Source organism: Bacillus norwichensis (genome assembly GCF_014836955.1).
Taxonomy (GTDB): domain Bacteria; phylum Bacillota; class Bacilli; order Bacillales; family Bacillaceae_C; genus Siminovitchia; species Siminovitchia norwichensis.
Genome location: NZ_JACSPV010000013.1, coordinates 35,125 through 54,013, shown reverse-complemented (window position 1 = coordinate 54,013; position 18,889 = coordinate 35,125). Strand labels below are relative to the sequence as shown.

General features: G+C 42.1%; 16 protein-coding genes. 10 read left to right on the top strand and 6 right to left on the bottom strand.

Annotation, left to right across the window (positions count from 1 at the left end):
• The first annotated feature begins 300 nt into the window (after positions 1–300).
• The 3 genes from H9631_RS09745 to H9631_RS09735 are packed head-to-tail and all read left to right on the top strand — an operon-like array spanning position 301 to position 2,478.
• Positions 301–957, top strand: a complete 657-nt coding sequence (locus H9631_RS09745; RefSeq protein ID WP_191812248.1) for an amino acid ABC transporter permease — start codon at positions 301–303, stop codon at positions 955–957.
• A 1-nt stretch (position 958) separates the two neighbouring features.
• Positions 959–1,681 carry an amino acid ABC transporter ATP-binding protein gene (locus H9631_RS09740; protein WP_191812247.1) on the top strand — a complete coding sequence of 241 codons (723 nt, stop codon included), beginning with the start codon at positions 959–961 and terminating at the stop codon, positions 1,679–1,681.
• Between the two features lie 17 nt (positions 1,682–1,698).
• A complete protein-coding gene (locus H9631_RS09735; RefSeq protein WP_191812245.1) occupies positions 1,699–2,478 on the top strand; it encodes an ABC transporter substrate-binding protein in 780 nt (259 codons plus the stop codon).
• A gap of 271 nt (positions 2,479–2,749) precedes the next feature.
• On the opposite strand, the gene H9631_RS09730 is transcribed toward H9631_RS09735, so the two are convergent.
• A complete protein-coding gene (locus tag H9631_RS09730) occupies positions 2,750–4,387 on the bottom strand; it encodes a PucR family transcriptional regulator (protein WP_191812243.1) in 1,638 nt (545 codons plus the stop codon).
• A 146-nt stretch (positions 4,388–4,533) separates the two neighbouring features.
• Here H9631_RS09730 and H9631_RS09725 point away from each other — a divergent pair, with 146 nt between their 5' ends.
• From H9631_RS09725 to H9631_RS09700, 6 genes are all read left to right on the top strand, one after another.
• Positions 4,534–5,877 (top strand): aspartate aminotransferase family protein, encoded by a 1,344-nt coding sequence (locus H9631_RS09725; protein WP_191812242.1) that lies wholly within the window; start codon positions 4,534–4,536, stop codon positions 5,875–5,877.
• A gap of 520 nt (positions 5,878–6,397) precedes the next feature.
• The gene (locus tag H9631_RS09720) at positions 6,398–7,075 is read left to right on the top strand and encodes a CoA transferase subunit A (RefSeq protein ID WP_191812240.1); all 678 of its coding nucleotides are present in this window, start codon (positions 6,398–6,400) and stop codon (positions 7,073–7,075) included.
• Complete coding sequence (locus tag H9631_RS09715) at positions 7,060–7,713, top strand: 3-oxoacid CoA-transferase subunit B (protein WP_191812238.1); 654 nt, start codon at positions 7,060–7,062, stop codon at positions 7,711–7,713. The genes H9631_RS09720 and H9631_RS09715 overlap by 16 nt, the downstream gene beginning before the upstream one ends.
• 296 nt (positions 7,714–8,009) lie before the next feature.
• Entirely contained in the window at positions 8,010–9,191 is a 1,182-nt protein-coding gene (locus tag H9631_RS09710) for a thiolase family protein (protein ID WP_191812236.1), read from the top strand.
• A 12-nt stretch (positions 9,192–9,203) separates the two neighbouring features.
• Positions 9,204–10,493: a peptidase gene (locus tag H9631_RS09705; protein WP_191812234.1), complete on the top strand. Its 1,290-nt coding sequence runs from the start codon at positions 9,204–9,206 to the stop codon at positions 10,491–10,493.
• Positions 10,494–11,074: 581 nt separating this feature from the next.
• Positions 11,075–12,466 (top strand): YjiH family protein, encoded by a 1,392-nt coding sequence (locus H9631_RS09700; protein ID WP_191812233.1) that lies wholly within the window; start codon positions 11,075–11,077, stop codon positions 12,464–12,466.
• Between the two features lie 86 nt (positions 12,467–12,552).
• Here the strand turns inward: H9631_RS09700 and sspL are convergent, their stop codons facing one another.
• Positions 12,553–12,693 carry a small, acid-soluble spore protein L gene (gene sspL / locus H9631_RS09695; RefSeq protein WP_191812231.1) on the bottom strand — a complete coding sequence of 47 codons (141 nt, stop codon included), beginning with the start codon at positions 12,691–12,693 and terminating at the stop codon, positions 12,553–12,555.
• A gap of 109 nt (positions 12,694–12,802) precedes the next feature.
• Between sspL and H9631_RS09690 the strand changes: the two genes are divergently transcribed.
• A complete protein-coding gene (locus H9631_RS09690) occupies positions 12,803–13,921 on the top strand; it encodes an NAD(P)/FAD-dependent oxidoreductase (RefSeq protein ID WP_191812229.1) in 1,119 nt (372 codons plus the stop codon).
• A gap of 281 nt (positions 13,922–14,202) precedes the next feature.
• Here H9631_RS09690 and H9631_RS09685 read toward each other — a convergent pair whose 3' ends face one another.
• The 4 genes from H9631_RS09685 to H9631_RS09670 are packed head-to-tail and all read right to left on the bottom strand — an operon-like array spanning position 14,203 to position 18,680.
• Positions 14,203–15,747 (bottom strand): hydantoinase/oxoprolinase N-terminal domain-containing protein, encoded by a 1,545-nt coding sequence (locus tag H9631_RS09685; protein ID WP_191812227.1) that lies wholly within the window; start codon positions 15,745–15,747, stop codon positions 14,203–14,205.
• Positions 15,740–16,834, bottom strand: coding sequence for a DUF917 domain-containing protein (locus tag H9631_RS09680; RefSeq protein ID WP_191812225.1), 1,095 nt, complete (start codon positions 16,832–16,834; stop codon positions 15,740–15,742). The genes H9631_RS09685 and H9631_RS09680 overlap by 8 nt, the downstream gene beginning before the upstream one ends.
• Entirely contained in the window at positions 16,831–18,102 is a 1,272-nt protein-coding gene (locus H9631_RS09675) for a cytosine permease (RefSeq protein ID WP_191812223.1), read from the bottom strand. The genes H9631_RS09680 and H9631_RS09675 overlap by 4 nt, the downstream gene beginning before the upstream one ends.
• Positions 18,099–18,680 (bottom strand): TetR/AcrR family transcriptional regulator, encoded by a 582-nt coding sequence (locus H9631_RS09670; RefSeq protein ID WP_191812222.1) that lies wholly within the window; start codon positions 18,678–18,680, stop codon positions 18,099–18,101. The genes H9631_RS09675 and H9631_RS09670 overlap by 4 nt, the downstream gene beginning before the upstream one ends.
• Positions 18,681–18,889: the final 209 nt, after the last annotated feature.

The window sequence follows — 18,889 nt, the reverse complement described above, 5'->3', positions numbered from 1 at the left end:
TCTTCAGATTCAAGAAATACTCCCAACTTATTGTAGATACTCTTCAGATTCAAGAAATACTCCCAACTTATCGCAGATACTCTTCAGAATTCAGAAATACTCTCCACTTTCCAAATTTCCCCTCGATCTCACTTTTCTTTTATACAACGCGTATAAAAACGATTCCTACATTATGATAAATTGGATAATGAAATCGCTGTCAACTTATTGTTACTATATAAGTGTGTTTTTGATACGGATAGTGAACTTTAGTGTAAGGGCTTTCCGAAGTTTTGAAAAAAAGCAAAGGGTGTTGTAAAAATGGGACAGTTTATGGATAGTTTAGTTTCGACGTTCAGCGGTTTTATGCAAGCCGCCTTAGTTACTCTGCAAATTACGATTGTTTCTTTAATCTTAGCGAGCATCATCGGGTTGTTCGTTGCATTGATGAAACTATCCAATAAGAAAATCCTTTCCTGGATTGCGAATCTTTATATAGGGGTTATTCGCGGAACGCCGTTGATTGTTCAAATCATGTGGCTCTATTTCGGAATTACGCAAGTTGTTGTGTTATCTGCATTTTGGGCTGGAGCCATCGCGCTCGCTATTCATAGTGGGGCGTATATTGCGGAAATTTTCAGGGGAGCTATACAATCAATTGACAAAGGGCAGATGGAGGCAGCTGAATCTCTAGGTATGACGAGGAAGCAGGCGATGAGAAGGATTATTTTTCCACAGGCACTCAAGCGCTCCATTCCCTCTCTTGGGAATCAGTTTATTATCGGTTTGAAAGACTCTTCACTTGTCGCTTTCATTGGTATTACAGAGATTTTCAACCTTTCTATGAGCCAAGCCGCTGCCACCTTCAGACAGTTGGAATTTTATACAATTGCAGGGATTTATTATTTGGTTCTGATCGTCATTTTCACACTTATTACAAACAAAATTGAAAAACGGCTGGACACAGGGAGAGTATAAGATGATAAAAGTAAAAAATTTGCATAAATATTTCTTGGATTTACATGTGCTAAAAGGGATAGATTTAGAGATTAAAAACAAAGAGGTTGTTGTTATTCTTGGGGCGAGTGGGTCAGGTAAAAGTACTCTCCTTCGGTGTTTGAATTATTTGGAGGTAAAAGACGAAGGAGAACTCTGGTTTGAGGATATAAAGGTAGATCCCACAAACACTAAACTGAACAAAGTAAGAGAGGACATTGGTATGGTGTTTCAGCATTTCAATCTGTTTCCTCATAAGACAGTGATTGAAAATATCATTGAGGCTCCGATCATTGTTCGAAGGATGGAAAGGGAAAAGGCGATTCAGCAAGGGATGGAACTGTTGAAAAAAGTCGGCTTGGCTGACAAGGCTCATGTGTATCCAGAAAAGCTCTCCGGTGGGCAGAAACAAAGAGTAGCAATCGCTCGCTCATTGGCTATGAATCCGCGGGTGCTATTATTTGATGAACCGACATCTGCGTTAGATCCTGAATTGGTTGGGGAAGTATTGACTGTTATGAAGGAACTTGCTCAAGAAGGCATGACGATGGTAGTTGTGACGCACGAAATGGGCTTTGCCCGCGAGGTGGCCGATCGAATTGTTTTTCTGGATAACGGAGTCATCGCCGAAGAAAGCACTCCTGAGCAATTTTTTACAAACCCACAAAGCGAGAAAGCCAGACAATTCTTAGGAAAAGTTTTATAAAAATAGGGGGAATCAAGATGAAAAAATCAATTTATGTAATGTTGGTGGGGCTAATTTTTATGACTCTTCTAGCTGCGTGTGGGTCAAAGGGCAAAGAAACATCGTCAGGTGAAGGGAAAAAAGGAGAGGACTTTGTCTTTGCATCAAGCGGCCTCTATCCGCCGTTCAACTATTCTGATAATAATAAATTGGCCGGTTTTGATGTGGAAATTGGTACTGCGATTGCAGAAGAATTAGGAATGAATCCTCAACCTGTAAAGAATCCATGGCAAACAATCATCGCTGCTTTGCAGACGGACAAGTTTGATGCCATCATCGGAAGTATGGCCATAACGGATGAAAGATTGAAGGAAGTCAATTTTACTGATCCTTACTATGAATCGGGTGCGCAAATTTTCGTGAGTGAAGACAATGATTCTATTAAAAGTGCGGATGACTTGAAAGGCAAAACAATCGGTGTCGTTGTTTCCAGTACGTTTGAGGAAAATGCCAAAGAATATACAGACGATGTAAAAACATACGACAGTGACGTGACCGCACTGCAAGATTTGATGGTTAAAGGGCGCTTGGATGCTGTGCTTACTGACCAACTCGTTGGAATGTACGCCATCAAAGAGAACAACTTGAAGATCAAAAAAGTTGGTGAACCAATTTACTTGGATCAAATGGGAATAGCTATCAGGAAAGAAGATGAAAAACTGCTGGAAGATGTGAATAAAGCTTTGAAAACACTTAAAGAAAATGGAAAATACGGTGAAATCAGCGAGAAATACTTTGGAGAAGATATTTCAAAGTAAGAACTATAGTCTGGCCCCCTCCTGACGAGAGAAAGAGAGTGCTTGTTTATCCTAGCGCTTATGCACTCGACAGGTTGAGGGCGTGACAACTTGCGCCCGTCGGAGTCGATGGTGGCTTATTGTAAGAAAGCAGCTTAATTCAATCAATGTCTTGTGAACATACCTTAAGTAAACTTCACGCGGCCTTGCGACAACATAAATTCCTGAATAAGCTATCCTTTGGGGTATTCAGTGAACTTGCCGCTGGATGTTACAGCTTTAAAAAGAGCCATCACGGCTCTTTTTTCAATATGTTCACTAATTTATATGCCATAACACCGAGCTGAAGTTTTAGCAGGTCTTCTGTGGATTTGATATCCAGACCTGTACGGATTTCAATCTGATTCAGTCTATATCTTAATGTATGTCGGTGAATATACAATTCTTCCGCAGCTTTTTGAATGCTTTGGTTATTCTTGAAATAACTGTCCAGCGTTTCGATTAAATCAATTTCTTTATTACTAAGCAAACCGCTCATGTGTTGCTCATAAATGGACATTAAAGAAATCCCCGAGCGTTCCATTTCTAACAGCAAGTCGTACATTCCCAGATCATCGTAATGTACAATATTTACATTTTTGCTGACTAAATCACTCAATTTTACTGCGTAATGAGCTTCCTGCGCACTTTTTCCCAATTCATCCACCTGTTTGTAATCTTTTCCAATCCCTATAATCAAATCCACGTTTGGAAAATAGTACGTCCAATTTTTTAATAAATCCTTCGCGAGACTAATGGAATGTTTATATGTTTCTTCTTTGGTTTCCCCTATGACATTTGTCAAAAAGATAATGGAATTTAATTTTGTTTGAATCAAATGTTGCTTTTTTTTCTGACCTAGAATTTGATCAGTCAAATGGTACAGCCTGTCTGTCAAATTGACGTCAATTTTTTCAGGGTGTTTAAAAGTCAGATGAAAAACGGACTGATTTAAAGTGAGGTCATAACCAAGCTTCAATCCGTGGTCAATGATGATTCTTTCATTTATATAATTTTTATTGAATATGTCCTCGATAAAATTGCTTTGAATCCGTAATTGGGTTTCTTCGATCGCCTGTTTTTTCAAAAATTCCATAGCATAGATGGGGGCAGCCTGCTCTATGGCGATATCGTCAAGCTCCTGCCAATCGGACTCCGGTTTCGTCATGACAATCCAGCCATAACACGATTGCTTCGCGATGATAGGATAAACAGTGGAAATGTGATTTTTAAACGTAAAATTCACTTTAGATTCTCTTTTTAAGCTAGCAATAAGGTGTTTCGAGATGTCAATTTCGTCGCCATTGACTGGGTTCCATGTCAAATTGTCGTTATCGCTTGAATAAATGGTGTCGTAAAACTCATTAAAGATGACAATATGCGAGCTCGTCAGTTGGGCCAACCTCTCGGTCACTTCCGTTAAACTTTGGTCATTTAGTATAAGATTCGTCAATTCACGATGAATGTTTTCCGCCTGCTCAAGCAGATGCATCTGGTTGTTTACAATTTGTTCCAGTATCGCTTTGGTGATTTCGGAAAAATTGATGTCTGTTGGAATTTCAATCAACGGGAGATCATTTTCGTTGGCTAATTCAATGAAGCTAGCCGGAATTTCCTTCATATAAAAACTTGTATAGATGGCGATTCCCGACAGCAGTTTGGATTTTAGCAGCTGATGGAATACCTCAAGCTTCTCCTCGTTTTCCGATAATCCAAACCCTGTCGTAATCAAAAATTCCCCGGGCTGCAATCGGCCGATATCTTCCAGAACTTCAACAATGGTCACCCATTTTATACTGTTTTCGCCCCCTCGCTGGCCTGCTACCAATCTTGTTTTTTTCATGACTGGCAATTGAAGTGCGTTATGAATGCTGATAGCTATTTTAAGCAACCCCTTTTATACACAAAGTACAATGAATGCCGTTGTTTTTTGCATTTTGGTCGAATAGAACGGCATCTCTGTGTCGGCTATAATTTTCTTATACACATAATAACATTTTTATAGAGTAAACGCTTACGAAAATTGAGGTGGATATCATGACAAGAACATATCTCATTAAACCTGTTTTGGATTATAAATATCCCGTTATTACGCATGGTGAGGGGATCTATCTATATGACGAAAAAGGGAAGCAGTATATTGATGGTTCTTCCGGGGCCGTAACAGCCAGTATTGGACATGGTGTACAAGAAGTCATTGATGTGATGGCAGAGCAGTCCAAGAAAGTTTCCTTTGTTTATCGCTCGCAGTTTACAACTGAGGCAGCAGAGCAGCTGGCGAAAAAAATCAGTGAAATATCACCTGGTGATCTAAACTGGTCTTTTTTTGTGAACAGTGGTTCCGAGGCGACAGAAACTGCTATGAAAATTGCTATCCAGTATTGGCAAGAAAAAGGAATGAAAACAAAAAATAAAATCATCTCCAGATGGATGAGCTACCACGGAATTACAATGGGTGCTTTATCGATGTCCGGGCATATCCAGCGACGGGAACGCTTTGAACCCATGCTTGAAAACTATCCTTCTCTTTCAGCACCTTACTATTACCGGGATGCAGATCAGAGAACAATAGAGGAATGCGACGATTTTTATGCCCAAGAATTGGAGAAAGAGATTTTGAGAATAGGAAAAGATCATATCGCTGCATTCATCGCAGAGCCGATGGTTGGAGCAGCGGGAGGGGCATTGACTCCTTCAGATGGGTACTTCCAGAAAATGAAAGCCGTCTGCGATCGGTATGACATTTTATTCATTGCGGATGAGGTCATGACCGGGGTGGGAAGAACCGGGAAAATGTTCGCCATGGAGCATTTTAATGTGATACCTGACATTATAGCTACAGGAAAAGGAATGAGTGCCGGCTATACACCAATGGCGGCAGCAATCGTAAGCGAAAAAGTGATGGAGCCGATTTTGAAAGGATCCAAGATTGTCATGAGCGGCCATACTTTCAGTGCGAACCCACAATCTGCCGCCACATGCTTGGCTGTATTGAATTATATCGAGAAAAATAACGTCGTCGAAAACTCAGCGGTGAACGGAGCTTATTTAAAAGAAAAAATTCGCGAACTCGCTGAAGAAAGTGAGATCATTGGCGATGTCCGCGGAAAGGGCTTATTCGTAGGTGTCGAGTTTGTCAAAGACAAGTTGACGAAAAAATCGTTTGATCGGGCATTGGATGTTGTCAGTAGAATTGTTCAGGCGAATTTCGAAGAAGGCCTTCTTGTCTATCCGGCAAACGCGGGGACGGATGGATTAATCGGCGATGCTGTTATCTTGTCACCTCCACTTACTATTACAAAAGAAGAAGTGGATGAACTGGTCAGAAGGTTTGCGGTGGCACTTAGAAAAGTTGAGAGAGAACTTTCGAAGAATGGATGAGGGGAAGCGCGCTAGAAGCGGCCAGTATTCTCGTAAGTTGACCAGAAAATCGGAAAATTGGATAGTATTTTTGAAATATGGACAGTAAACCGGAAAAGTGGCAAGTATTTTCGAACATTGGCTAGTAAATCCAATGAATCGGAAAGTATATCTTGAAATCGGACAGTAAATTAGAAAAGTGGCAAGTATTTCTTAAAAGTGGACAGAAAATCGAGAAATTGGCCAGTGAATCAGAAATTCGGACAGTAAATCATGGAATCGGAAAGTATTTCTGAAAGTTGGCCAGTAAATCGGAAAATCGGATAGTAAATCGAAAACTTGGCTAGTATTCCTAGAAAGTTGGACAGTAAATCAGGAAAGTTAAGAGTGTTTCAGGAATGTACAGAGTAGATTCGAAAAAATTAATAGCATTTTTAGGAAGTAAAGGTAAATCCGGAAATCCCCAAGCTTTTTTGAAAATGGAACCTATTCCAGGAAAGCAAATTGTTTTTCAAAAGCATAGATATGAGGAGCGTTGGTAATGGCAAAGGTAAGATCAGTTCAAGAAGCAGTTAAATATATAAAAAGCGGTTCAACTTTGATGGTCGGCGGTTTCGGGGGGATCGGGAATCCGCCGACCTTAATCAAAACAATCTTGGAACGCGATATCAACGAATTGACTTTGATTTGTAATGACGCAGGGTTTCCTCATATTGGGATCGGCCAGCTCGTTACGGAGGGAAGGGCGGCGAAGCTTGTCGCATCTCATATTGGCTCTAATCCCAATGCTGGCAAATTCATGCATGAAGAAAAATTGAATATCGAGTTTTCGCCTCAGGGAACGTTAGTCGAACGGATCAGGGCTGGCGGTGTGGGGTTAGGCGGCATTTTAACTGATATTGGCGTGGATGGGCTAGTTGCAGAAGGCAAGGAAACAGTTGTTGTTGAAGGGAAAACTTTTCTGATTGAAAAGCCGCTTACAGCTGATGTTTCCATCGTATATGCGAAAAAAGCTGACGAGTTTGGAAATTTAATTTTTGATAAGAGTGCTAGGAATACAAATCCATTGGTAGCGATGGCTGGAAAAATCACTATCGCGGAAGCGGATGAAATTGTACCGGTTGGCGAGCTGGATCCTGAAGAAGTCGTTACACCGGGTGCGTTTGTAGATATTGTTGTAAAAAGTGAAGGGGTGAACTGGACATGGGCATGGGAGTAAGTGTACGCGAAGCCATTGCAAAGAGGGCTGCGGAAGAAATTAAGGATGGAATGGTTGTCAATCTCGGAATCGGCATTCCTACTTTGGTTGCCAACTATATTTCTCCGAATGTTAATGTTATGTTCCATGCTGAAAATGGTGTTCTGGGTACGGGTCCGTCTCCGTTAAAAGGTGCGGAAGATGCTAATTTATGCAATGCAGGCGGAATTCCGATAACTGTTGTGCCGGGTGCTTCCTATTTTGACAGTACCCTTGCATTTGGAATCATTCGCCGCGGGTTGTTGGACGTGACAATTTTAGGAGCGTTTGAGGTGAGTGAAAACGGCGATTTAGCAAATTGGATTGTTCCAGGAAAAATCGTGTCAGGAATGGGCGGCGCGGTTGACTTGGCGCAAAAAGCCAAAAAGGTGATCGTACTGATGAATCATACGGACAAACATGGCAATCCGAAGATTGTACAAAAATGCACCTTGCCTCTTACTGCAGAGAAATGTGTCAATCTGATTATTACAGACATGGCCGTCATCGAGGTCACTGAACAAGGATTAAGTTTAATAGAAGTGAAAGACCCGTACACAGTTGAAGATGTAATCAATGCTACAGGAGCGGAACTTCATGTTCCTGATTATGTAAAATAGCGCATTATGTGCGGAGAGACAGTAGCGAAAATTAAAAAATGCAACTTCCCGCATTGAAATGAGATGGGTAAAAATTGTAATGGGGGGTTATCCACGTAAGAAATGTAGCGACAATTACAAAATGACAGCTTCCCACATTGAAAGCAATTAACAAAAAATCGGAATAGTGAGGGATCCACTGGTTGAATGGAACAGCTATTAAAAAGTGGCACCCTCTCTAAAAATGAAATTACCAAAAATCAAATAGAGCGAACCAAAAAAATGGTTGTTAGGTGAATAAAAAAGGAGGTTTTACGATGCAGGATGCAGTGATCGTGGCTGGTGTCAGAACGGCGGTTGGTGCCTTTGGCAAATCATTAAAAAACGTAGAGGCCGCAGAGCTGGGGAAACAAGTTTTAGAACAATTAATGGAAAAAACAAGTTTACCTAAAAGCAGTGTAGAAGAAGTGATCTTCGGACACGGGTATGTGCATGGCGGCGGGTTAAATTCAGCCAGAATCGCGTCACAGAAGGCGGGATTCTCTGAGGAAACACCGGCTTATGTTGTCATCAAAGCATGTGGTTCAAGCCTGAAAGCCATCACAAATGCGACTGCCGCTATTCAAACAGAGCAGAACGAAGTGATTGTTGTCGGCGGAACGGAGAGCATGAGTAATGTTCCTTACATTGTCAAGAACCGCTGGGGTTCCAAGTTTGGTAATGTTGTCATGGCAGATGCGCTGATGGCAGATGGCCTAGTTTGTTCGCTTGGGAATGAACATATGGGTATAACAGCTGAACGATTAGCTGAACAATATCAAATTTCACGAGAAGAACAGGATCAATTTGCTTATGACAGCCATGTGAAGGCAGCGAAGGCGATCCAGGAAAATAAATTTTCGGATGAGATTGTCCCCGTTGAATTCCTGACAAGGGAAGGGAAACAACTTTTTACAGCAGATGAAAGTGTAAGGGCATCCATCGACAAGGAAAAACTGGCGACCTTAAGGCCGGTCTTTAAAAAGGATGGTTTCGTAACGGCAGGGAATGCGTGTCCGATGAATGATGGGGCTGCGGCATTGTTGATGATGTCCGCTAAACGCGCTGAACAAGAGGGTCTCAAGCCGCTCGTCAAAGTAAAAGCATATGCAAGTGCCGGTGTGAACCATTCGATCATGGGGATTGGACCAGTTCCAGCGACAAAAAAAGCGTTGGAAAAAGCGGGATTAACGCTCGATGATATCGGTTTGATTGAATTGAACGAAGCTTTTGCTGCCCAAGCGCTAGCTGTGATCAAGGAGCTCGGTTTGGATGACAGCCGCGTGAATGTTAACGGAGGAGCGATCGCGCTCGGTCACCCTGTTGGTGCAACTGGTGCCAAATTGAGTGTTACACTTATCCATGAGATGATCCGCTCGAAAACGAAATATGGATTGGTGACTATGTGCATGGCCGGAGGTATGGGAATTTCGGTAATCTATGAAAATATGACTTTGTGAAGGTGGTAAATCATGATAGTTAAAGAGAGGATTAATCGATGGATTGATGACAATAGACAAGCACATATAGAATTTTTACAAAAATTGGTTCAACTTGCGAGCACTCAAGGAAATGAAAAAGAAGTTCAGGAAAACGTCGCCCAATTTTTAACCAATCTTAATGTAGATGTTGATGTCTGGGAATTGGATGGTGAAAGATTGCAGAAGCATCCTTATTTCTATTCGAATCGTGTAACGTTTGAGAACAGCCCGAATGTGGTGGGCGTTTTAAAAGGAAGCGGCGGAGGAAAGTCGATCATACTAAATGGACATGTGGATGTAGTACCTGAAGGTGACCACGAACAATGGGATAATGGACCATTCAGCGGGGAAATCGTGAACGGAAAAATGTACGGTCGGGGCGCGACTGACATGAAAGGAGGCAATGCTTCCTTGATGATTGTCCTTGATGCGATCAAATCCTTGGGAATCCGTTTAAAAGGCGACGTCATTTTTCAAAGCGTTGTGGAAGAAGAGAGCGGCGGTGCTGGAACCTTGGATACAATTCTTAAAGGGTACAAAGCGGATGCAGCGATCATTCCGGAACCGACCAATATGAAAATTTTTCCGAAACAGCAGGGGTCCAAGTGGTTCCGACTCATTGTGACAGGAAGAACGGCACATGGCGGCACAAGATATCACGGGGTCAGCGCGATTGATAAAACGTTTATCGTCACTGAACATGTGAAGGAATTAGAAAAAATAAGAAACGATCGAATTACGGACCCGTTATACGACAATATTCCGATTCCTGTCCCTATTAATATAGGTGCTATCAAAGGCGGGGACTGGCCATCATCCGTTCCAGACATCGTCGAACTGGAAGGGCGCATTGGAATTGCGCCTAACGAGACAATGGAAGAAGTTCAAGCGGAAATGGAAATATGGCTGATAAGGCTGGCGGAGAAGGATGAATGGTTTAAAGAACATCCTGTTGAAGTCGAGTGGTTCGGGGCGAGGTGGGTCCCTGGAGAAATCAAAACAGACCATCCATTGATGAACTCATTGATCAACAATTTTAAAGAAGTGGCTGGGGAAGAGCCTGTGATTGAGGCAGCACCTTGGGGTACAGACGGCGGGCTTCTATCACAGGTCGGAGACACACCGAGCGTGGTTTTCGGTCCAGGAATCACGAATCTCGCGCATTTTCCAAACGAAGCCATTGAGGTAGAAAAGATATTTGAAGCGGCGAAAATCATTGCGGCGACGATTATAGATTGGTGTGAACTTGATAAGGATTATGAAAAAACTGTCAGGAGGTAAATCCTGGCAGATTTTTTCATTGGAGATATATGTGATCTTGCCTACTGAGAGAAAATACGATCCGAGTTTGGTATTGATGATCCGGCACAGGGTTGCAATAATTGTGGGTCTAGTCTAATTTTTGAGACTTGCATAAATGGTCCAGAACGGAGTGAGCATAATCTGTAATTAGCAGATATGATTTAAGCTATAGGAAAAAATGATCGTGACTTTCATGAATTGAGCACAATCCGTAATGATCTAGTTAGATCTGACTCAGAAAATGTGCTCCGTGATTGGTATAAAAGATCTTTCATGGATTGAGTATCCTCAGTAATTGGGAAGATACAATTCAACTCAGGAAAAAATAGTCTGCGTCCAGCATGGAATGATCTGTATATGTCCCGCAAACGGGGACAGGTGCATAATAATTTCCTGAGATGAACAACCTGTTCAAAATCCGAAGAATTTATCTTTCATAGTCTATACTAAAATAGTAATTTCCACTGGACAAACTATAGTTAATCATGCATAATAATGCATTGGTATGGATTTTTAAAAATTATTCTGGCATAGGTTTTTTTATATGAAAGGTGAGATACATGAGTTATCAAGCTAAAGGAACTTCTTCCCAGAATAGGCCTGTATCATTGAGGTCCTATTCTTTTGTCCAATATTTGAAATTTATCATTCCCTCTCTTATAGGTATTTATTTGTTCATGCTTCCAGTAAAAACAGAAGATGGAATTACGATTCCCGTTGCATTTTTAGCAGGTGAGATCAACAATTTATTCGTTGATTATGTTCCCGTTGCAGCAACTTGGCTAATGATTTTATCCGTTTTGGTGTCCGTTATTTCACGGGTTTTTAAACCGGCAGTTATCATGAAAAACTCCTTTCTTCATACGGTTTTTCATGTGTCTAATGGTTGGCTCGTGACTCGGATTTTGGGGACTATTTTCTCTGTGATATCAGTATTTAAAGTAGGGCCTGAATGGATTGGCAATGAAAATACGGGTGGGTTGCTCGCGTATGATTTGATTCCGGTTTTATTTACAACCTTTTTGTTGGCTGGATTTTTCTTGCCGTTATTGCTAAATTTCGGCCTGCTTGAATTGTTTGGTGCTTTACTGGCTAAGGTTATGCGTCCATTATTTAAAATTCCCGGCCGATCTTCGCTGGATTGTCTCGCTTCTTGGGTAGGCGACGGTACAATCGGAGTGCTGCTCACTTCCAAGCAATACGAAGGAGGCTACTATACAAAGCGTGAAGCTGCTGTCATTGCGACAACATTTTCAGTCGTTTCAATCACTTTTACTATTGTAGTAAACCAATATTTGCATCTGGAAGATTATTTTCTCGAATATTATGCAACGATTGTGATTGCAGGCTTGGCGGCTGCTATTATTATGCCAAGAATACCACCTTTATCTAGAAAACCAGATACAGGATATGAACATACGCATTTAAAAGTTGAAGAAGGAATTCCTTCTAATACGAACCCGCTTCAATGGGGAATCAGCGAAGCTGTTTTACAAGCGAATAAAAATAAAAATGTATCATCCATTATTAAAGAAGGTTTTAGGAACGTAATTGAAATGTGGCTTGGTGTCATACCTGTGGTCATGGCGATCGGAACGGTCGGTGTGGTTATCGCTGAATACACGCCAGTGTTCAAATATTTAGGAATGCCGTTTATCCCGATTCTTTCTATACTGCAGGTTCCGGAAGCTGCTGCTGCTTCACAGACCATGATCATCGGCTTTGCGGATATGTTTTTACCAGCGATTATTGGAAGTGGCATAGAAAGTGATATGACACGTTTTGTTATCGGCTGTGTTTCGGTTACTCAGCTTGTCTATTTATCTGAAATGGGTGGATTGCTGCTCGGTTCCAAACTGCCTGTTCATCTAAAAGATTTGATTTTGATCTTTTTGTTAAGGACAGCTATCACGCTGCCAATTGTTGTGCTCATTGCGCATTGGATTTTCTAAAATGAGGATCTGCCTTTGGAGGCAAAGAAATTTGATAAAAGCCTTTTAGCTAACGAGATGGTTTAGCTAAAAGGCTTTTTTATGGATCAAATCTTTGTATTTGACTTTTTTGCTCGTTCCTCCAGTTTGGTCTTTGGTTCCTGGTTGGCAATATCTTCAGTCATTCCTTGCGGATTCACACTTGTAACGACTCTTTTGTTGCTTTGCACATTATCATTGCGCTTCATAATTACACCTCCAGTTCATATTGTTCGGCCAATCTGGAATTTTATTCTTATGTGACATAGGTTTTGATAAACTGTACTTAAGTGACTTTTACATGAAGGATGTGAACATATGAAAGTGATAGTAGTTGGATCAGGAATTGTAGGAGCTAGTTCAGCATATCATCTGGTAAAAAAAAGCGTTGAGGTGACAGTCATTGATCAAGATCATGAGGGGCAGGCCACAAGAGCGGGAGCCGGGATTATTTGCCCTTGGTTAGAGGAGCAACCGGAACGGTATGTGCTTTACAAAGCTGGGGCATGTTACTATCCGTCACTCGTTTCAATGTTAAAAGAAGATGGTGAAACCAATCTAAGCTATGCCCGAGTAGGAGCTTTGGCTGTTAGCGATCAAAAAGAAGAGCTGGCTAGGATTGAGCAGAAAATCGAACAGCGGAAAGTGGATTGTCCAGAAGTCGGAGAGTTGCGGAGGTTATCCGCTCAAGAAGCACAAAAGCTTTTCCCGCTATTAAGAAATGATTTAGAAGCCGTTTATATTGAGGGAGCAGCCCGCGTTGATGGAATTTTATTGAGAGATGCCTTGAAAAGAGGAGCCGAAAAGCATGGTGCCCAGTTTCTATCCGGCGAAGCTAGTCTCGAAGTAAAAGAAGGAAAGATAACTGGTGTTCGTGTGAATGATGAATTCAGTTCCGCGGATGCAGTGATTATTGCCGCAGGCTCATGGATGTCCAATTTGCTTGAACCACTAGGCTTAGACATCACTGTGGAGCCACAGCGAGGCCAGATTGTACATATGCGGATTCCGGAAAAGGATACATCTGAATGGCCGGTGATTATCCCGCAGAGCAGTCATTATTTGGTTTCATTCGATGAATCTCGCGTCGTTGCAGGCGCAACGAGAGAAACAGGTTCTGGATTTGATTACCGTATGACGGCAGGCGGCGTAAAGGAAGTGCTTGACGAGGCTCTGTCAGTTGCCCCTGGACTTTCAGACGGTACAGTGGAGGACATCCGTATTGGATTTAGGCCATTTGGCAAAGACGGCTTGCCGTTACTTGGAGAGGTTTCGTCTATAAAAGGACTGATTATCGCAAACGGATTGGGTTCATCAGGCTTAACCATGGGGCCATATGCTGGGATGATCACAGCAAAAGTTGCATTGGGCGAAGAACTAGAAATGGATATCTCAGCGTACGATCCGATGAGACCCGTTACGGAAAAAATATATTAAATTCTCATTTAAGGCAGGGTTCAGTTTGATGAACCCTGCCTTAAATGGCGTCTGGATAATGGGAAATACGTGATCTAAGAAAGACGGAATACTGTCTAAAAAAGTAAAATACAATCCGAGAAGGATGGAACACTGTCTAGGAAATTAAGATACTATCCATATAATCAGAATACTGTCCGAGAAAAGCAAATACTGTCCAGATAGTCGGAATTACTGTCCAGACAGACGAAATCCTGAGCCGCTCACTCAAAAAAAAGTGTCGGCCCCCGCCGACACTTTTTCTACAGAGCTAATGGTCCCGCAGCTTTGACTCTTACAAGAATAGCATTTCCCGGCATGTAGGCCAATGGGAAGTCCTCTAATTGGATGATATCCACTTTTTCGGGGTCTGCCCCCGCATCAATAGCCTCTTGAATAGCTTCGTTTCGTGCTTCTTTTATTACTTTTTGGTAGTCTTGCTCTTCTAAAGAATAAATTCGTTCGACGGTTCCGCTTATGTCTCCAAGTGCAGCTCCAATTGCATTGGCCACAGAAGCGTGCTCTGGACGGATAACTCTGCTGGCGCCTTTCAGTGATTCTGGCATTAATGCAGCACCTCCGCCGACGAGGACGACGGGCAAATCTTCTGCACTGGTTTTCATGCGATCAATGGCATTTTCGACCATTGTAATGAAGTCGCGGTAGATATCTGAACATGGAACTTCGTTCAATCTAGTTGGATCAGTGCCTTCGATTTCCATGAATCCCGCACCAATGGCCACGTCTGTTGCGGTCAATTCTTCTCCTCCGAAAACAATCGCCTTCTCTGTGAGCTGGTATCCAACGCTTTCCGGACCGATTTTCCATGAATTCTCATCTAAATATACCCGCGTTCCCCCACCAAAACCGATAGAGTAGATGTCTGGCATGCGGTAGTTTGTACGAACGCCGCCGACTTCTACAGCGATAGATGTCTGCCTAGGGAAGCTGTTGGCCAGCACGCCAATATCCGTTGTCGTTCCCCCGATATCTACTACGATGGCATCAGGCTCTTGGGATAAGTGTGCGGCACCACGGATAGAGTTGGTTGGTCCGCATGCAATCGTATAAATAGGGTATTTTTGCGCATAGCTGTTTGTCATCAAGGTTCCGTCATTTTGTCCAAGATAGATGTGCGCGTTGATTCCTTCATCTTTCAGGGCACGTTCGAAATCCTGGGCTACTCGATTGATTACAGTCATCAAGGCTGCGTTTAAAATCGTCGCATTTTCGCGTTCAATCAAGCCGATTGTTCCAATTTCACTTGATAGAGACACTGGAATCCCAGGAAGTTCCTTCTCAAAGAAAGCCGCGACTTCTTTTTCCTGGTCGCTCAAAACTGGGGAAAAGACGCCTGAAATTGCGATAGAATCTACTTTTCCACGGAAAAGCTCCGCAGTTTTCTTCAATTCTGTATAATCCAAATCAGCAATAGGGGATCCGTTATATTCATAGCCGCCGTGAATTAACACGCTTTCCGCTTGAACTTTTGCTACCAGATCCTCAGGCCAGCCCAACATGGGAGGGACGGTCGATCCCGAAGGTAGACAGATACGGACGATTCCAACCTTGTCCAGCGATTTTCGTTCAACAATCGCATTTGTACAGTGCGTTGTTCCCAATGTCGCGACTTGAATATCTGCCACATCCACACTTGTTTCTGTAAGCAGCTTTTTAATTGATTGCTGAATTCCAGTAAATACATCTTTCGTAGTTGCCGATTTCGTGCTTCCGATGACTTGATTATCATGATCAAGAATAACGCCATCTGTATTTGTTCCGCCTACATCAATTCCAAGTCTAATCATTTGCACGCTGCTCCTTTACTAATGTTTCCAATGGAATGTAGTCATATGGGTATTTGAAATAACGGGGTCCCGCCGTTTTGATCCCTATGTCTGTCCGCCACTTTTCGTTTGCAGGAAAGGCGACAATCGCGACCCTAGCTCCATATTTTAAACCTTCCGTGGTAATAGGCATCCCTGTTTCTTCATCCAATACAGCAATGAGATCCGGTGCCATGGCTACAGGTTTTCCTTCAACTTCTGCGAGCAAGTGCTCGTTTTGGAAGTGTAGTTTACAGCCCTTTCCCTGGAAAAAGTCGATTCCATCAAAGTTTGCTTCTCCTCTTGTAAAGCCACCCTCAATCTTTCTTTGGATGAGCATCGCTTTTCCTTTAAAAAGAAGATAGCCATTCAGTTTATCGACCATTTGTGTGATGGGATGAACCTCATGCCGCTGTTCTTTTAATAAAGCTCCAATTTCCTGAGCCAATGATAGAGTTCCTGGAATGACGCTTTCTTTTGCTTGTTTTCCGGTAATTCCATAATCACAGACAATGGAGGATCCCCCCATTGAAATGGTCACATTACGTGACAATTTTTCACTCCAGTATCCGTCAGCAGGTTCGATTGTTACGATATTTCCCTGTTCATCGCCAATGGTGACGAGCTCAGGTTTCAGTCCATCCAAATGGAAGGTTACCATCTGTGCTTCTGGGAATGCACGTCCCATTGCATCACCGTCCAGAATGGGAATATTATTCATGGCAGCAACAGCCACAGGTATGAGCGAGTTTACGCCTCCGATCTCAATCGGCATTACGACATCTGTTTTCCTGCCGCACGCATTTTCAAAAGCTTTCAGAGGTGCCTCCAATTGCTCAAATGAAGGGATTTTTTCTACAAGCACGCTCGGTGAACCCATCCCTGATGCGGGAAGTACCCATTGATCGTCGGTAAGTTCATCAAGTGTGATTACCTGAACTGGCCCATATTTTTTAATAGCGGACAGTGCCATCATTTTTCCAATATAAGGATCACCGCCGCCGCCTGTTCCAAGGACAGTCGCGCCGACTGCAATATGTTCAATATCTTCTTCTGTTAACCATCTCATTGAATTACGCTCCTTTTCTTGAATAAAGCAATGAATAATGCCTGGAATATGAAAGCAATGAGGAAGCTGTCCAGAGACGAAATGGTGGTCAATGTGAACAGCTCGAGGCCGATTGGCCCTTCCATAGTTAACCAACTGATAAGGGTTCCGAGCGCCCACGCTGTCAGTGCAAGCCATTTGAATGCCTGGTCATTGTCTTCATTGAAAAGCTTTATGCCTCCCACATAATAAGCAGCTGTATATACACCGCCGATTGGCGCGATAAACATTGTCATAATTGTTAAGAAATTAATGAAATAATCATAAATGCCAAGTACAGCAAGCAATGTTCCGATAATCCCGGCAATAAGAGTTAGGAATACTTTGCTTTTTTTCGTAAAAATAACGGAAAGACTCAGCCCGGAAGAATAAGCATTGCTTGTATTTGTTGTCCACTGGGCCAAAATCAGAACTAAGATTCCCGGAATTCCCAATCCGACTGTGATCATGATTGTTGTCAGACTGCTTTCATCCATTAGGCGCGATAGAATCATCGCAATGATGATCATGAAGCTGTTTCCAAAGAAAAACCCGAAGAAAGAAGCAAGAACGGCATCTTTTTTCGTACGTGCCCATCTGGAAATGTCAGGTGAGATCGTTGCGCCCACAACGAAAATGCTAATAACAAGAGAGATGGCCATGCCGAAAGTAAAAGTATTCTCGACAGGTGCATGCAGAGCACTTGTACCATATTTATTAAGCGCCAGTCCAACTGCTAGAAAGACAAGAATGAGAAGTAATGGAACAGACCAAGAACTTAATTTTTCAATGGCTTTATATCCGATGACGGCAGTTGTCATCATCAATATTCCGCCAATGGCAGCCAGCAGTGGAACGGGCAGTTGTATACCTAACGCTCCATCGATTGCGGCATACGCATTTTCGGCAAAAAATCCAGCTTGAACACCGAACCAGCCGATTAAAGAAACGGCAATAAAAAGGGATACAAGCTTCGCTCCCGAAATTCCGAAAGTAAATCTTGATATCATGGAGGTTGATAGTCCTGTTACTGCACCAACATAGGCGCAGAATGCCGCCAATACACCCAAAATGACAGAGCCGATAATAACGGCCCATAAAGCATCATTAAATGCCATACCTTTTCCCAATTCAGCCCCGAAAAGCATGGCTGATAAATCAATTCCTACCGCGATCCAGACGAGGCTGATTGAAAACCAAGCCTTTCTTTCACTCATAGGGACGACTTCTCTTGCATAATCGTTCGTCATTCTTCAATTCCTCCCAGTAAAACTTTCATGATGTAAAGAGCCTCGTCTATTTGTTGCTTCAGTTCCTGTTCGTTATACAGCTTGATTTCCCAAAATATCCCATCCAATATGACTGAAAATTGTTTAATTAATTTTTGTGAATGGGCCTCGTCAATTTCCGGTTTGTCTCGGCGGATTAATTCCAATAATGACTCATTCATCCATTTATCGAATGTTTGAATGTGTTCCAATAAAGTTTGATGAATCTCTTCTGGTGGTGAAGTGACTAAAGAAATGTAGACATTCGTCTCTGCCTCATGTTTTTTGTGATAATTAACTGTCCCTTTCAGAAGGGCTTCAAATATAGAAAGAATCGGTTCATCATGAACGTCTTCCAGAATTTGCTTCATTTGGCCGAGATGATCTTTCAGAAGATTTTGGAAAGCGTCTAAAAACAGTGACTCCTTATTTTTATAAAAAAAGTAGATAGAAGCAGGCTTGATACCGACTTCTTTGGCAATGTTCCGCATCGTAGCTCCATGATAACTGTATAGAGAATACTGATTGATAGCGGCTCGTAAAATTTTTTCTTTTGTCAAAAAATTCACCACCTAACAAATGTTAGGTTAAGAATATATTACTTTTGAGCGAAAATCAAGAGGGGGTGGGTGGATATAGATTTACGATATTTTTTTTAGACATGGGAAATATAAAATAGTATTCATGGTCTAAAATGGCTGGCTTAGACATGGAAAATTCTCTTTCAGTCATTGAAAACGGTATCTGTTTTTCCATTTTGATATACTTT

What these genes read in the sequence shown, in the direction of transcription:
- H9631_RS09710 (WP_191812236.1), top strand. Translation starts at nt 8,010, where the DNA reads ATGCAGGATGCAGTGATCGTGGCTGGTGTCAGAACGGCGGTTGGTGCC.
- H9631_RS09690 (WP_191812229.1), top strand. Translation starts at nt 12,803, where the DNA reads ATGAAAGTGATAGTAGTTGGATCAGGAATTGTAGGAGCTAGTTCAGCA.
- H9631_RS09685 (WP_191812227.1), bottom strand. Translation starts at nt 15,747, where the DNA reads ATGATTAGACTTGGAATTGATGTAGGCGGAACAAATACAGATGGCGTT.
- H9631_RS09740 (WP_191812247.1), top strand. Translation starts at nt 959, where the DNA reads ATGATAAAAGTAAAAAATTTGCATAAATATTTCTTGGATTTACATGTG.
- H9631_RS09725 (WP_191812242.1), top strand. Translation starts at nt 4,534, where the DNA reads ATGACAAGAACATATCTCATTAAACCTGTTTTGGATTATAAATATCCC.
- H9631_RS09745 (WP_191812248.1), top strand. Translation starts at nt 301, where the DNA reads ATGGGACAGTTTATGGATAGTTTAGTTTCGACGTTCAGCGGTTTTATG.
- H9631_RS09680 (WP_191812225.1), bottom strand. Translation starts at nt 16,834, where the DNA reads ATGAGATGGTTAACAGAAGAAGATATTGAACATATTGCAGTCGGCGCG.
- H9631_RS09735 (WP_191812245.1), top strand. Translation starts at nt 1,699, where the DNA reads ATGAAAAAATCAATTTATGTAATGTTGGTGGGGCTAATTTTTATGACT.
- sspL (WP_191812231.1), bottom strand. Translation starts at nt 12,693, where the DNA reads ATGAAGCGCAATGATAATGTGCAAAGCAACAAAAGAGTCGTTACAAGT.
- H9631_RS09720 (WP_191812240.1), top strand. Translation starts at nt 6,398, where the DNA reads ATGGCAAAGGTAAGATCAGTTCAAGAAGCAGTTAAATATATAAAAAGC.
- H9631_RS09700 (WP_191812233.1), top strand. Translation starts at nt 11,075, where the DNA reads ATGAGTTATCAAGCTAAAGGAACTTCTTCCCAGAATAGGCCTGTATCA.
- H9631_RS09675 (WP_191812223.1), bottom strand. Translation starts at nt 18,102, where the DNA reads ATGACGAACGATTATGCAAGAGAAGTCGTCCCTATGAGTGAAAGAAAG.
- H9631_RS09705 (WP_191812234.1), top strand. Translation starts at nt 9,204, where the DNA reads ATGATAGTTAAAGAGAGGATTAATCGATGGATTGATGACAATAGACAA.
- H9631_RS09715 (WP_191812238.1), top strand. Translation starts at nt 7,060, where the DNA reads ATGGGCATGGGAGTAAGTGTACGCGAAGCCATTGCAAAGAGGGCTGCG.